This is a genomic window from Pseudoleptotrichia sp. (assembly GCF_057270515.1).
In genome coordinates this window covers 112,606-128,737 of record NZ_DBHIXS010000004.1, presented here as the reverse complement: position 1 = coordinate 128,737, position 16,132 = coordinate 112,606, and the positions used below count along the sequence as shown (strand labels likewise).

Sequence of the window (16,132 nt, the reverse complement as noted above, 5' to 3'; positions counted from 1 at the left end):
GCTCTAATTAGCCATTATTTTATCGTTTTTGCTAAATAACTCCGATAGACTAAATGTTTTTTAATTTTTTCCGAATTTTTTTCTAAAAATTTAACAATATATAATTTAGCAAAATTTTTATTTTACATATCTTTAAAATCTTTTTCCTCAAATGTATATTTTTTACCGCAGAAATGACATTCCACTTCTATCTTTCCTTCTTCTTCAAGGATATGATTTATCTCCTTTTTGCCCAAAGTCATTATCCCTTTATAAAATTTTTCTTTTGTACAATTACATTTATATTCAAGTACCGATTTTTCAAGTATTTCGTAATCTTCGACATATTTTTTTACATGAGCACCCGATATTTCGGCTTCATCTTCAACGATTGAAATATCTTCATATAACAGTTCCGCTATTTTTTCGGAAGTAAATCCTCCCGATAGAAGTTCGGTTATACTTCTTATCTGCCTTAATTTATCTTCAAGTTTATCTATAAAGCTATTTTCTACTCCCGGGAGAAGCTGTATTATATAGCCTCCGGCTTTCTCCACATTGCCGTCATCCAAAAGTTTTACTCCCAATGCGACTACAGATTTCACCTGTTCGGAAATCAAAAAATAATGAGCCATTGTATCCGCTATGTCTTCGCCTGCGAGATGAGTCAGTCCGATAAAAGGTTCTTTCAGTCCCATATCTTTTATTACTTGTAGCGTTCCATTTCCTATAAATTTTACATGACCTTTTTCATCGGTTATAAATTCTCCTTTTTCATTTACTATACTGTTTAATTTTTCATTTTCAACAGTTCCTATGTAACCTTTTACTTCCCCTTTTTTATTACCCGTAGCGAGCATATTTCCGTAAGGACCGTCTCCGTTTATTTTCAGTGTAAGTAAATCATTATCTCCTTTCAGATCTTTCCCCATAATTGCAGTTACAGTCAGTAACTTCCCGAATAACATAGTTGCCACAGGGTCAAGGTTATGTATGCTTTTTGCTTCCTTTACTATCTCTGTCGTATCACATATAAAAAATCTGGCACATTTACTTGTCCCTCTTATCAATTCAGATTTTTCTTTCATTTTTTACTTCCTTTTTTCTCTATTATTATTTAAAAGAGGCACTTTACACGTGCCTCTATATTATTTTATTTTTTATCCAGCTTAGGCTCGGTAAGTTTCTGATCTTTTCCGGCATTCGGTCCCTCCTGAAGAATCTGATTTTCGTTATCATTTTCTTCTTCACCGTCAGTTCCTAAAGTATTCAAATTTGCTAAAGTTGTATTCAGCTTACCGAATAAAACATCTATATTTTCAGCCGTTACATTTATTTTATTTCCTTCTTTTGTTTTTACAACGACAAATTTTGTAACATTTTTAGCTTTTGGAACTTCTTTAGATTCCAGCACTTTTTTAAATTCTTCTTCTATAGGCGGTGTGTTACTTTGGGAAAATGTATCTTTAAGAAGTTTCTGAAAAATCATCATAAAAACTTTTTGTGTGTCCACATTTTCGACAGAAACAGTAATTATTGTTACATCTCCCTGTTTTTCCTTGCCTACTATTTCATATTTTATGTTTTTAAATAATGTTTCAAAAAATAGTTGCTGCATTTTATTATTATATTCCAATTTCAAATCTTTCGTAAAATCTTTATTCACGGAATATTTAGAAGCCTCATCAAATTTCTTTTCTTTTACATTATCTATAAATTTTGATACTACAGTTTCAGGATTTTCCCCACAGCTGATTATCAAAAGAAACATAAAAATACCCAATAATATTTTCTTCATTATCTGCTCCAATCTTATTTCATTTTGTCTCATTTTACATTATTTAAAATAACAAGTCAAGCCCAATTAGTTTCCTTGAAATTAATAGGTTACAACAGCTCCTCTACCTGACTAATCTTTTTGATTTATTGATAACTGAACGCATTCTTTCTATAATTTTTTATTATTTTTTCATTTCTTTTTCAATTTTTCTAACTTTTTTAATTAATTCGGGAACTTTTCCCATAGACATTTTTATTCTTAAATCTTCCATATGTTCTCTCAAAGGATATCCTGACATCTGCTTTCCGTCAGGTACATCATTTGTAACTCCTGATCTCGCAGCTATTATGACATTATTTCCTATTTTTAGATGTCCTGCAACTCCAACTTGACCTGCAAGAGTAGTATTATCTCCTATTTCTACACTGCCCGATATACCTGTCTGAGCGACGATAAAACAGTCTTCTCCAATTATATCATTATGAGCTATATGCACAAGGTTATCTATTTTAGTACCTTTCTTTATTACGGTATCCCCTATCGTTCCTCTGTCTATACATGTATTTGCACCAATTTCGACTTCTTCTCCTATAATAACATTCCCTATCTGCTCTATTTTCATATTATGTCCTTTTACTTTTACAAATCCAAATCCGTCAGAACCGATTACAGCTCCGGGCTGTATTATTGAACCGTTTCCTATTTTTGTAAATTCCCTTATTGTTACATTGGAATAAATAATACAGTTATCTCCTATTTCAGTTCCTTCAAATATGGAAACATTAGGATAAACTATTGTATTCTTACCTATTTTTACATTATGCCCAATGTATGTATTTATTTTTGATATGGTAGCAGTTTCATCAATTACAGCTGTATCCTCTACGGGTTTTTCAAAAGGTTTTAATTTAGGTTTGAAATAATTGAGCAAAATCGGCATAAGTTCCCTCGGATTACTTTTTACGACTATATAATTTTTATTTTCAGGTAATCCCTGATAAAAAGGTACTATTATTGCTCCTGCATTACACTCTTCTATTTTTTTCAGCATTTTTTCATCTGCGGCAAAAGTTATTTCTTTCTCATTTGCTTGAAAAAAAGGTGATAGTCTAAGAAAACTCAGACTATCATTTCCTTTTATATCACCGTTTATCAATTTTGCTATATCTTTAATATTATACATATGGAAACAACTCCTTAATGGTAGTTTCATTTCTATTTTCCGTTTTTTAGCTCATCAGACTGAAATTATTAGAATGTCTGTCCAAAACTGAAATAGAATTTTCCTCCTGTTTTTCTTCCACCTTTTTCTTCAGGGTCAAGCGGCCAACCATAGTCAAATCTCAAAGGACCGATTGGAGTATTCAATCTCACTCCTATTCCGACACCTTTTTTAAGGTCTGCAAAGTTATTTGCATTTTTTCTGTCAGGTGAGTATACTTTTTTACCATTTACTGTTTTAACATTCTGCCATGCATTACCTATATCGAAGAATGCCACTAATTGAATATATTTATTTACCTGTGTTCTATTTTCTATTGTTGCATGGAATTTATTAAATCCATCAAATTTACCGTAATCATATCCTCTTAATGTTTCAGCTCCACCTATGCTGTATCTCAGCGCTTCAGGAGTTCCGCTTCCTGTGGATCCCCATACTACTCTATACGCCATTACGTTCTTATCTTTAAAGAATGTAGGGTGATACGCTCTCAAGTCAGCTTCAAACTGATGATAGTATCTCTTATCTTTTATCAAATCTCCATATTCATAAGTCAACGTAGAATAAATACCTTTAGTAGGGCTGAAAGAATTATCTCTTGAATCATAGATGATTGACGGAGAAACTGCTATAAGATTATATTTATCATTAATTAATTTTGAGCCTAAAATTTCTTTATAGTGGTCATATCTTACAGAAGCTCTCACAAATATCTTATCATTTAATCCTTTACCTATTGTCCATCTTGTACCTATTTTTCTTACTTTTTCTACTTCATTTTGAGCCGCATCGTCATCTACACTTTCTTTCCAGTATATGGAACCTCCACCCTGAACACGTTCCGTTCCTCTTATCCAAGGATCAAACCAGCTTAATTCAAGAGTTTTATCTCCTTTATTTGAAGCCTCTATGTTAAATGCAGCTTCCTGCCCTCTTCCAAGGAAGTTGGAATCTGATAATTTAATTCCTCCTACCAATCCTACTGATGTTCCATATGATATACTTCCGTTTATAGTAGTTGTAGGTCTTTCTTCAACAAGAAATTCGACTACTCTTGCATTAGGATCATTTTCTTTTCCGCTTAAAACAGGTTCTATTGATGTAAATACACCTGTTCTGTAAAGTTCTCTTATTGTAGCTTCGACATTTTTAGTTTCAAAAACTTCTCCCGGTTTTACTGCCTGAGATCTTTCAAATACATAAGGCTGTGTTCTTAATTTTGTAGCATATTCACTTGATCTTTCGTTATCTTTTTTAGTTGATACTTTTTTAAATGAAACTGAATCTACTATTCCCTCTGTCAGTTCAATATTAACTTCTCCTGCAGGACTTACAGATATAGCTTCTATTCTTGCCAGAGAATATCCTGCTTTGGCATAATATCTTATTATTCCGTTATTATCAGGATTTAGAAGATTACCGTTTAAAATTTCTCCTTCTTTTATTCCGAGTGCTTTTTTCAATTCATCCTGAGTAAATAATGTATTTCCTTTTATATTTACACTTTGCACAGCGGGATTTTCTTCCACTAAGTATAAAACTGAAATTGTATTATCCGTTTTTCTGTCAACTTTAGGTTCAACAGTTGAGAACAGACCTGTCTGGAAAATTTTTGCCGCTCCGTTTATCGCTTCCTGTGGAGTGAAATATTCTCCTACTTTCACAGGCACATCTTTCAGAAAATCATCTTTGTTAAGAGTTTTTATCCCTGATATGTCTACACTTGAAACTTTAAATTCTGTTTTCTTATTTAAATCTTCTGCCGATTCTTCTTTTTGAGCCAGTTGCAGAGCATTTCCGGCCTCATCGACTTCGATTACTAAATTAACAGTATCTCCTTCAACTTTAGGATATACATTTACGTTGGAGATATAACTTAACCTTTTTAAAGCCAAGTATATATCACTTAAACTTTTATTTGAATACACTTCCCCTGTTTTGACAGGTAATTTCTCTAAAAGAAAATCTTCAGGTAACTGATTTAAGTGGGAAAATTGTATTGTTCCTACTCTCAAATCCTTTCCTTCCGCTACTACCAAGCCGTTTACCGTCAAAAATAGTGTAGCTGTTACTATTAAAGCGTAAATTTTTCTTTTCATTATTTCCTCCCTGAATTATTTAGTTAAAATATCTAATTTTTTTCTTCGGAATATTTTTTTCATCAAATCTCCAAAAGTATTTGCTCTTGCTGAAAAATCAACTCCGATATAGTAATTCATTTCATTTTTTATGCTCTTTATATTCGTACTGTTACTCATATCTTCTTTTCTGTTATTTCTTGCTACTGTTTCTCCACCTAATCTGACTTCAAAACCGTCAGTTACATTATAGTTAATCCACGCATTATATCCTAAAGGATTTGTCGTATTGGATTCTTTATCTTTAGCTTGGAAAGGGAATTTCACTTCTAAATTCCAGAACCACTTATCCTTATAGAGATTATCCTGTATATATAATGTCGTTGCTCCACTGTATTTCCCTGTATCTTCCGACCTCTTGAAATCAGTTTTTACAGATACGTTTGTCAATCCCAATGTATCTCCAATTTTATCAGTTACCGGAGAAAAAATCAACTGATTTAATGTAGTATTCAACACAGAGCCTATTACTGCTGTCCCTTCCTGTGCCGTACCGTCAGGATTATCTTCAGTTTTTCCCGATGTATTAAATGCAAGTAATGATAAAATCTGCTCTTTTGTAAGTCCTGAATCGGATTTGAATGCCACATTAGCATCTTTCAGAAAACTGTTCATGGAGATTTCAATTCTTTCGCCATTTATAGTAGTACTCGCTTCAAAGACTATGAAAGGGTTCATTTGAGCCATTGACGCCATAGGATCAGTAAATCTGACTTCGGCATTTTCTATTTTAAACTTATTATTATTTAAGATAAAGGAACCTTTTTTCAGTGTATAGCTTCCTAATAGATTTATTTCACCCGCTTCATAGAAAATTCTGCTTCCTCCGACTATTTCTCCTTTTATATTTTTAGCAAGACTTATATTCGGTATATTCAGTTTCAGATCTCTCGTTGTCTGAATATTTACATCTACTGTATACTGTTTCACTATTTTGTCTATTACTTCTTCTATAATACCTTCTACTATGGTCTTTTCTTTCAGTTTCTTTTCCTGTGCTTCAGCTGAAAGTTCCTTTTTTTCTCCGCCGCCAAAATCAGGTATTCCTCTTATTTCACCTGAATTTACAGTCAAATTTCCGAATAAATTATTTTGAGTAAACTTCGCATCTCCACTCAGTACAAGGTCTATGTCTTTTCCATATCTCACACCGACCCTATTTAAAACTGCATTTAGCTCAAATTTTCCAAGCTCAAGTCTTTTTGTCCTCATAAAATCAGGCGGAACTCCCGGAACATCAAGATCTCCTTCGACTTTAAATGTTCCTCCGTTATAACCGCCGTCCAGACGGTTGATGTTCAATTTTCTGTTCATAACATTAATATCTACATTCAGATTTTCTACATCAGTCAGCTTATCTTTTGTCTTATAATAGAAATTATCAAGTAAGATTTTTCCACTCGTTTGTTCATTGGAGAACACTATATCTATATTTGCTATCCCGCTTGCTTTTTCAATGTCCTTTCCTACTCCTAAGAATGCCAGATTGAAATCTTTAGCAAGCACTGACATATTATAATTGATAGGCATAAAATCCAGATATCCGTTTACAAGCAGAGGGTTCTGTTCATATTCAAGATAAAACTGTCCTATATTCAGTCCAGTATTATTGGCTTGAACATCTATATCCAGATTGTCTACAGGAAACCCGCTTAATACAAGTTTATCGGATTTTATTTTCAAATCCGTAAAGAAGTCATCGGGTTTACCTTTTAGGATAAAGTTTAAATCTATATCTCCACTATATCCCTTATCTTTTAAATCCTGAACCGAGTCCAGAGCAAACTTCTGATTTTCAAGTTTATAGTCTATGTCTATATTTTCCAAATCAAATTTTGTATTTGTTTTGAAAAGTTCTTCACCGTTATCTCCGACCAATGTAAAGTCTTTTATATCAAATGTGCCATATTTAAAGAGCTTATCCACATTACCGTCAGAATATTCCATTATGGTTGCCACATGAGGTAATCTAAATCCTTTATAACTTATATTATCAAAAATTACCTTTCCAGTCAAATCAAATTTATTTAAATCTCCTTTCAGATTTAAAACAGACCACGTTCCAAAGGTCAAATCTGTAAATTCAAACAGTTTCGGTATATCAGGCTCATTAATATTAAGAGTTATATCAGCAAGTCCTGTTTTTAAATCATATATACCTTCTACGTTATTATTTCTCAATTCAAAGTTTCTGAAATTGAGTACACTGTTTTTTATATCTATAATTCCCTTAGTTTCCCCTATATACTGGGAATTTATAGTAGTTCTTGCAGGCGCCATAGTTATATTTCCTGAAAGATTGTCAATTTTTCCGTTCAAATTCATCGATATATTGTCGACATATACATTTACTTCAGGTTTTGAGGTGTTATACAGGATATAATTATTTAAATCAGATTTTATATTCATTTTTCCTGTTTTTAAATTATACTGACCTGTCGCACTTAATTTTCCATTATGTAAATCAATAATATTTAAAACATTGTTTCTTATATTCAGCTCCCCTGCTACATTCTTAAATCTCTGATAACCTAACCACAGTTCTTCCATTTTAGCATCTACATCTAAGTTTAAACTTAGCAAATTTCTTATTTTCCCCTTAGCATAAAGTTCCTCATATTCTACGATATATCGTCCGAAAGGACTGTATATACTGTAGTTTCCGCTAAGACTGTCCGTTTTCCCGCTTATATTGGCATTTAATACAATCGGTAGTTTTGCCGTATCCAGACCTTTTAAATTATATCCGTACTGTCTTAAGAGTTTTGCCGCATCAAAAGATGAATTATTAGCAGAAGTAATTGTATACGAATGGTACATATCCTTTGTTGTAGTTCCTTTGGCATTTATCGTCTGTCCGCCTACATTCACATCGGCATTTACATTATAATTTCCGTTGTTTATATTTATCTTGGCGTTTATACTATCAAAATATTTATTTTGACCGCCTTTCAGTTTAGCATTTATTGTCCCTGAATCCAATATATTTTTACTTTTAAAATTAAGTACGAGATTATGGACATCAGGATTTACTTCATAAGTTTGACCGCCATATCTTACAGCGATATAGTCTTTTCCGTCCGCATTAAGGGTCATCACGCTTTTAGCAGGCTCTATTACAAAATCTCCCGTAATTTTACTCGAAACAAAATTTCCTTTTATTATATTATTTTTATCTATACTGCCTGTTCCGTTTATTACAGGAATTTCATAATCGGAACCTCTGTTTGTTATAGTGTAATCTCCGTTACCGTTTTTTTCTTTTACATTATATGTAAATTTTTTGCTGCTGACATCGTCCTTTACTTTAAACCCGCCTATAGTTTCGTCAAAATGGAAAGTCGTATTTTCTACCCTTAAAATCTGGTCTTTAGTCATCAAAATTTCCGTTTTCAAATCTCTGAAATTATATCCTGCAAGCTTTATAGCAGGAGATGAAAATTTACCGTTTAATGTTGTTTCCTTTGTCTTGGTATTTATATCCACATTCAGGTTTCCTGTTACTTCTCCTGAAGCTTTTACTTTTGCATCTCTGAAAAGCTTATACTTGGCAATTTCTTCAAAAGGCGTACTCTGTGCAATTAGTTTAAGGTTGAGTTTTCCTTCATCAATATTCGAATTCAGTTTGAAAATTACAGGATTATTATTAAATTTTTTTGAAGCATTCACAGTTATAATATTTTTTTTCATATCAATTATTGCTTCGATATCTTCGATATTTCCATAATAATCAGTATATTCAAGAGTTCCGTTTTTCACCGTCAACTTGCCTTCGGCTCTTATTTTCTTTTCAGGATTTCCGTCATTCAGAGTGAGAGTTCCGTTTAAAGTACCTTTTTTAGCCTTTATCATATCAATAGGAACATATTGCCCTAATTCTTCCGTTATATTAATATTTTCAAAGACAAAAGCCAATAAAAACTCCTTTTTACTTGTGTCCGTATTTTTTTTTGTATCAAATAATGATTTCAACGATTCTCTGTTATTTACCAGTTGTCCCAGTTTTATCTTTATTTTTTCCTGTCCGTCGCCATTTCCTTTGGCTTCGAGGGAAAATCCTCTGGATTTGGAAACATCAAGATATCCATTGACTTTATTCAATTTTTTGCTTATCTTTTTGGCAAAACTTGTATCGGAATAATACAATATAGCATCATGTACATATATTTTCCCTATTCTACTTGCCCTGTCCACGGTTTTTTTATTCGGATCTCCCGGAGGAAGAATATTGAATACATTAAATTTGTTATTTTTGTATCTTTCCAGATATACTTTCGCATTATAGGCATCGACTTTGGGTAATCTCGAAGGCAACAATAAATTTACATTGGCAGTCGCTTTTTCAGCTTCGATTACTATATTTCCCGACTGGTCTTTTACAACAAGATTATCTATCAAAATCTTATTGAGACCCCCAAGTCTTACCTTATCAAATTCCACATTCAATCCTGTACTTTTGAGGATTGCTTTTAAATTTCCTTTAAAAATATTGGTAGAAATGTATGCTTTTAATAAAAACAGAGACATTAAAAGCGGAATAAATACATACAAAGTTTTTTTCATATAAGTTTTCAACCGCTATCTACCTCCAATTCTTTATAATATCTATTTCCTAACGAGTATTTACTTAAACTTATTCAAAATCAATGTTCATAAGTTCTATTATCCTCGCCAAATCCTCATAATCAAAAAAATCTATTTCTATTTTTCCCTGTTTCTGTAAATCTCCTCTTATAGAAACTTTTGTTTCAAAAAATTCTCTCAATTTATTTTCCAGAAATATTTTTTCTTCATCATTTTCACTGTATCTATCATGCTTATCATAATTTTCATTAATATCAGTTCCATATAATTTTACACTATCTTCATTATTTTTTTCTTTTTTTTCTGAATTTTTCTCACTTTTTTCAGAATATTTTTTTACAATTTTTTCAATTTCCCTGACAGAATATTTTTTTTCGATTATTTTTTGTGCCAAACTTTCCATATCTTCCTTACGTGGTATGCCTAAGAGCGTTCTTGCATGGCCGTAAGACAGCTCGCCTTGTTTTACCATTTCTTTTACTTTTTCAGGCAATTTTAAAATTCTTGTCTTATTTGATATGGATGACCTTGTTTTTCCGAGCTTTTCAGCCAATTTTTCCTGTGTATAACCGTAAACTTCCATAAGCATAATATACGATTCCGCTTCTTCTATAGGGTTCAGATTTTCCCTCTGTATATTTTCCAAAACTGAAATTTCATAGCTCTTGGAATTTCCTGCACTGATTTTTATTACCTGTATCGTTTCCATTCCCAAATCTCTACAGGCTCTGTACCGTCTTTCTCCCGCTATTATCTCATATTTCCCCGTGTCAAGTTTTCTCACTACAATAGGCTGTATCAGACCGTTATTTTTAATGGAATTTTTTAATTCTTCCATTTTTTCATCGTCAAAATATTTTCTGGGTTGGTTACTGTTTGTTATTATTTTATTAATATTTAAAGTCAGCAGCTTCATTTTTCTCCTTAAATTTTGACTGTTAATAATTTTATAACATTCTAATAATCTCACTATATAATCTTATATTGAAGAATATAAAATCCCGTCTATCAATGATTATAAAGGCTTTTTAGCAGGAATACCCGTTTTTCTCGGATATTTTACATCAGTTTTTTTCATTTTTTCTATTTCAAATATTATTCTTTCATCTTTACTTTCAGGAAGATAAAATTTATATATATTTTCTACGGTTGCATCTAATTTTTTCAGAGCATTTTGGCTTTCTTCCAGTTCATTCAGATTTAATTTCTGAGGCAAAAATTTTCCGCCTACTTTTATAAAAGGTATCATATATTCAAGTATTATCCTTAAATTTGCCACTCCTCTGCAAAGAGCCGTGTCAAAAGTTTCTCTTTTGTTTTTTATAAGCTCTTCCGCCCTTTCGGAGCTCGTTTTCACATTTTTAAGTTCCAGATTTTCTATTACTTCATTTATAAATTCTATTTTTTTTCTCACTGAATCTACAAGCAAAAATTCTTTTTCGGGGTAATAAATCGCCAGAACAAGCCCGGGAAATCCCGCTCCCGTTCCCATATCTATTAATTTCTGCTCATCTTTTTTTATTATTTCAGTCAAAAAAAGACTGTCAATAAAATGTTTTTCGATCATTCCTTTTTTATCTCTTATCGCAGTGAGGTTCATAACTTTATTTTTTTCATATAAAAGTTCAAGAAATTTCAGCATTTTTTCTTTTTTTTCATTATCAACCGAAAATCCCGATTTTAAAAGTAATCCCTCAAAATATTCTTTAATATCAATGTCAATCTCAATATTATTTTCCATAATTCTCCATACTTCCAATATCTATTATGATACCCGCTTATCCCGAAAGTTGAACAAATCGGATATAATTATAAATTTTTACGCCTTCATTAATTTTTTAGACTATCTCTTTTTTAGACTTTTAAAGCCGCTTAATCAAAACATTCTAAATAATTCATCTATTTTAATATCCCCTCAAGATACATAAGCAATACTGATATATCCGCAGGGGTTACTCCCGATATTCTTGAAGCCTGACCTACATTATACGGATTTTTTTCTTTCAGTCTTTGCTTTGCTTCACGTGTAATCCCTTTCATAACATCATAATCAAAATTTTTCGGTATTTTTTTATCATCCAGTTTTTTCTGTCTATCCATTATCTGCTTAGCTTTTGCAATATACCCCTCGTATTTTACCTGAACTTCTATCTGATATTCAGTATCTCCGTCAAAAGCAAGATTTGGCATATTTTCCATTATTTCTGCTATATATTTGATATCCTGATAAGTAACTTTTGGCCGTCTTAAAATTTCTTTCAGTGTTGTTCCGCTTTTAAGGGATTCATCATATTTATCAAGTGTTTCTGCTAATCTTTTATTACTTATGCCTAATTTTATATTTTCAAGTTTTTCAATTGTTTCAGCAACATTTTTCTTTTTTTCTTCTATCCTGTCATAATATTTTTTCTCGAGCAGTCCTATTTTATAGGCTTTTTCCGATAATCTTATATCAGCATTGTCCTCCCTTAAAATAAGTCTGAACTCGGACCTTGCAGTGAACATTCTGTAGGGTTCAAACAGCTCTCTGTTTATAAGGTCGTCTATCATCGTACCGATATAGGAGCTTTCCCTGTCGAGAATAAGAGGTTCTTCTCCTTTGATTTTAAGAGCCGCATTTATTCCCGCGACAATTCCCTGAGCTGCTGCCTCCTCATAACCGCTTGTCCCGTTTATCTGTCCTGCCAGATAAAGACCTCTGACTTTTTTCGTTTCAAGAGTGTAATCAAGCTCTTCAGGATTTACAATATCGTATTCCACTGCATAGCCGTATCTCATTATATGTGCATTTTCAAGACCCTCTATAGTATTTACTATTTTTTGCTGATATTCGGCAGGATAACTTGTAGAAAGTCCGCTTATATATACTTCTGCGGTATCAAAACCTTCAGGTTCCAAAAATAAATGATGACTGTCCTTTTCATGAAATTTTACTACTTTATCTTCGATAGATGGACAGTATCGGGGTCCTGTACTTTGTATACTCCCATTATACATCGGTGCCTTATCCAGATTATCCAGTATTATTTTATGTGCTTCCAAATTAGTCCTTGTGAGATAGCAAGAAAGTTGAGGCTTTTCAAGTACCTCATCATCGGGAGTCCTCATGGAAAATTTCAACGGGACTCCAATTTCTCCCGGCTGTACTTCAAGCTTTGAAATGTCAAGTGTTCTTATGTCTACTCTTGGCGGTGTTCCCGTTTTAAACCTGTCCATTTTAAAACCTAACTTTTTTAATGAAGTTGTCAGCTCTTCCGAAGAAAGCTCCCCCATTCTTCCTCCTTTTATTCTTTTTTCCCCGATATACATAAGTCCCCTTAAAAATGTACCTGTCGCAACTATTACAGCCTTTGCCTTAAAATCAAGTCCTGTTTTTGTTTTTATACCTCTTATTTCTCCATTTTCAGTGATAAGCTCCGTTACTATATCCTGAACAGTATCAAGATTTTCCTGATTTTCAAGAGTTTTTTTCATTTCCCTTGCGTATATTTTTCTGTCAGATTGGGCTCTTAATGACCTTACCGCAGGTCCTTTTTTTGTATTCAATATTCTCATTTGGACAAAACTTTTGTCCATATTTCTTCCCATTTCTCCGCCAAGTGCGTCGACTTCCTTTACTAAATGGCTCTTTGCCGGTCCTCCCACAGAAGGATTACACGACATTACCCCTATGTTATCAAGAGTTATTGTAAAAACTGCGGTTTTCAGACCTAATCTCGCCGAAGCCAATGACGCTTCTATTCCCGCATGACCCGCTCCTATCACAATAACATCATATTCTCTCATTTTACTTTTTTCTCCTTAATTTCTTTTCTAATAAAATTTGTCTTTTAATATATAATTTTAATACGTAATTTCAGATTTCGATATTTTTTGTCTATTTTATATTATACAGTATTAATCTCTTTTTTTCAAATAAAAATAAGGAGCTATGGTTGTTATTTTTTAAAATATAGCTTCTATTACTTTTTCTCACATTACTCTAACTTATATCCCCTATCTATATTTTAAATATTTCTTTCTCTTGAATTTTAGACATTTTAATGTTATCATTCATATAATGCTATATACAAATGTATAAAAACGATATTCTAAATTCAGGGGGTCTGTCATGATTTATGAAAATGTTATTGAACTTATCGGAAACACTCCGATAATTAAACTAAATCTTCAGGGGGAAAATGATATCGCCGATATCTATGTAAAACTTGAGAAATACAATATCGGAGGAAGTGTCAAAGACCGTGCAGCATTAGGTATGATTGAAGCTGCCGAAAAAGAGGGATTATTGAAAAAAGGGGGAACTATAGTTGAGCCGACTTCAGGAAATACTGGTATATCATTGGCATTAATCGGAAGAACAAAAGGTTACAATGTTATTATCACGATGCCTGAATCTGTCAGTGTTGAAAGAAGAGCAATATTAAAAGCTTTGGGAGCTGAACTTATTTTGATTGAGGCTGCAAAGGGAATGAAAGGAGCTATTGCAGAAGCTGAAAGAATAGTTGCCGAAAATCCGGGTTATTTCCTTCCCCAACAGTTTAAAAACAAGGCAAATCCACAGAAACACTATGAAACTACAGGAGAAGAAATAATCAAAGATTTTGATTCTCTTGACGCCTTTGTTTCAGGAGTAGGTACCGCAGGAACATTATCGGGAGCAGGAAAAAAACTGAAAGAGGCTTTTCCTAATATCAAACTGATTGCTGTAGAGCCTTCAAATTCTCCTGTGTTATCAGGTGGAGAACCCGGAAAACATATACTACAGGGATTAGGAGCAGGGTTTGTTCCTGAAAATTATAACTCCGAAATAGTCGATGAAATTATACAAATTTCCGATGATAAAGCCGTTGAATTTGGTAAAAGAGCTGCAAAGGAAGCAGGCTTATTCTTAGGGATTTCTTCAGGAGCAGCTATCGCAGCAGCTTATGAAGTAGCAAAAAAACTTGGAAAAGGTAAAAAAGTCCTCGCCATATCTCCTGACGGAGGAGAAAAGTACCTTTCAGTAGAAGCTTATAAATAGATTTATTCACGAATTTATAATAAATCTAATGAGGTGATTAAAAATTTTTAAATGGTTAAAAGATGAGATAAGAAATATCATTGAAAAAGATGCAGCTGTCAAAAGTCGATTTGAAACTCTGCTTTATCCGTCTTTGCACGCTGTTATTAATCATAAAATTGCAAATTATTTTTACAAAAAAAAGTTATTTTTTATGGCAAGACTGATTTCCCAATTCGGACGCCTTACAACAGGAATAGAAATTCATCCGGGAGCTACACTGGGAAAAAGAATTTTTTTTGACCACGGTATGGGCATAGTTGTAGGGGAAACAGCTGTTATAGGAGATGACTGTATTATTTTTCACGGCGTTACACTTGGCGGTGTCAGCTCGGATAAAGTCAAGCGTCATCCTACTGTCAAAAATAATGTCGTTATAGGGGCAGGTGCAAAAATTCTCGGAAACATAATTATCGGAGAAAATTCAAAAATAGGAGCAAATGCAGTTGTATTAAGAGATATTCCTGCCGATTCCGTAGCTGTAGGAATACCTTCGAGAGTTATTCAGAAATTTTCTGAAGACTACTATATGTGGTATATATAATAAAAAAGGAGCTATCTCAAAAGAAAAACTTGAATTTTGAGGCAGCTTCTTTTTACATTTATGCTGACAATGAAATGATATTATGCAAATATTATCATGCCTGTTGATTATCTTAAAGTCGGTTTTTTTATACTTTTACTCTATAAATTTAGAAACTTTCACGATATATTGACTTTCCTGACGGATTATTCCCGTCAAACATCATCACTTTCATCTTTCTACTGACTTTTCCTGTTTCTCTTATTTTATCGGCTAATTCTTTTGCCGCTTCTCTGTAGATTTCTTTTGATACATTTCTTAAAGCGATTATATTTACATCTACTCCTTTAGCATAAGTTGCAACTTCTATATGTTTAATCCAGTCATATTTTTCCTTGACTTCATTTAAAATATCATAATATTCATAAACATCACTGTCCACAAGTTCGACACTCTCAGTTTCCTCATTAGCTTTTAAAAACAGAGTATAAGTTATTCCGTCTTTTTCAGCTTCGATTTCTTTTACATTTTCATCCATTGTCTTATCAGTTGTGTTTCTTAGAGCCGACTTGCTTTTATATCCTTCTTTTTTTAAGTAGCTGGCTATAGCTTTTTCCTCACTGAATTTTTCTTTTACAGGAGATTTTATTTCTGTAGAAATTCCTGTTGTTACAGTGCTTGTATCATTCTCTGTACATGATACGACAATCAATAAACCCGACAATATAGTTATTATTTTTCTTCTCATCTCTCGACCTCTTTTATTTTTTATTTTTCTATTAATTTTTTTATAATATTTAAATTCATGCACCAAAAAGCGGCTGTAATAACAATATTACAACCG

Annotated in this window: 11 protein-coding genes; 2 read left to right on the top strand and 9 right to left on the bottom strand. The window is 32.6% G+C overall.

Annotation, left to right across the window (positions count from 1 at the left end; genetic code table 11):
• Nucleotides 1–122 precede the first annotated feature (122 nt).
• From ACO5J6_RS04770 to mnmG, 8 genes are all read right to left on the bottom strand, one after another.
• On the bottom strand, nt 123–1,067 hold the full coding sequence (locus tag ACO5J6_RS04770) for an Hsp33 family molecular chaperone HslO (protein ID WP_485642417.1): 945 nt from the start codon (nt 1,065–1,067) through the stop codon (nt 123–125).
• 65 nt (nt 1,068–1,132) lie between these two features.
• Nucleotides 1,133–1,777 carry a DUF4878 domain-containing protein gene (locus ACO5J6_RS04765; protein ID WP_485642416.1) on the bottom strand — a complete coding sequence of 215 codons (645 nt, stop codon included), beginning with the start codon at nt 1,775–1,777 and terminating at the stop codon, nt 1,133–1,135.
• Nucleotides 1,778–1,940: 163 nt separating this feature from the next.
• Nucleotides 1,941–2,942: a UDP-3-O-(3-hydroxymyristoyl)glucosamine N-acyltransferase gene (gene lpxD / locus ACO5J6_RS04760; RefSeq protein WP_485642415.1), complete on the bottom strand. Its 1,002-nt coding sequence runs from the start codon at nt 2,940–2,942 to the stop codon at nt 1,941–1,943.
• Between the two features lie 68 nt (nt 2,943–3,010).
• Nucleotides 3,011–5,080: a BamA/OMP85 family outer membrane protein gene (locus tag ACO5J6_RS04755; RefSeq protein WP_485642414.1), complete on the bottom strand. Its 2,070-nt coding sequence runs from the start codon at nt 5,078–5,080 to the stop codon at nt 3,011–3,013.
• A gap of 15 nt (nt 5,081–5,095) precedes the next feature.
• Nucleotides 5,096–9,694 carry a translocation/assembly module TamB domain-containing protein gene (locus tag ACO5J6_RS04750; RefSeq protein WP_485642413.1) on the bottom strand — a complete coding sequence of 1,533 codons (4,599 nt, stop codon included), beginning with the start codon at nt 9,692–9,694 and terminating at the stop codon, nt 5,096–5,098.
• 58 nt (nt 9,695–9,752) lie between these two features.
• Nucleotides 9,753–10,619, bottom strand: coding sequence for a ParB/RepB/Spo0J family partition protein (locus ACO5J6_RS04745; RefSeq protein WP_485642412.1), 867 nt, complete (start codon nt 10,617–10,619; stop codon nt 9,753–9,755).
• 99 nt (nt 10,620–10,718) lie between these two features.
• On the bottom strand, nt 10,719–11,414 hold the full coding sequence (rsmG, locus tag ACO5J6_RS04740) for a 16S rRNA (guanine(527)-N(7))-methyltransferase RsmG (protein WP_485642472.1): 696 nt from the start codon (nt 11,412–11,414) through the stop codon (nt 10,719–10,721).
• A 188-nt stretch (nt 11,415–11,602) separates the two neighbouring features.
• Complete coding sequence (gene mnmG / locus ACO5J6_RS04735) at nt 11,603–13,489, bottom strand: tRNA uridine-5-carboxymethylaminomethyl(34) synthesis enzyme MnmG (protein ID WP_485642411.1); 1,887 nt, start codon at nt 13,487–13,489, stop codon at nt 11,603–11,605.
• A 325-nt stretch (nt 13,490–13,814) separates the two neighbouring features.
• On the opposite strand from mnmG, the gene cysK reads away from it, so the two are divergent.
• Both cysK and epsC read left to right on the top strand, forming a co-directional pair.
• On the top strand, nt 13,815–14,726 hold the full coding sequence (cysK, locus tag ACO5J6_RS04730; protein WP_485642410.1) for a cysteine synthase A: 912 nt from the start codon (nt 13,815–13,817) through the stop codon (nt 14,724–14,726).
• Between the two features lie 43 nt (nt 14,727–14,769).
• A complete protein-coding gene (gene epsC / locus ACO5J6_RS04725) occupies nt 14,770–15,309 on the top strand; it encodes a serine O-acetyltransferase EpsC (RefSeq protein WP_485642471.1) in 540 nt (179 codons plus the stop codon).
• Between the two features lie 148 nt (nt 15,310–15,457).
• Here the strand turns inward: epsC and ACO5J6_RS04720 are convergent, their stop codons facing one another.
• A complete protein-coding gene (locus tag ACO5J6_RS04720; protein ID WP_485642409.1) occupies nt 15,458–16,036 on the bottom strand; it encodes a DUF6981 domain-containing protein in 579 nt (192 codons plus the stop codon).
• Nucleotides 16,037–16,132 lie beyond the last annotated feature (96 nt).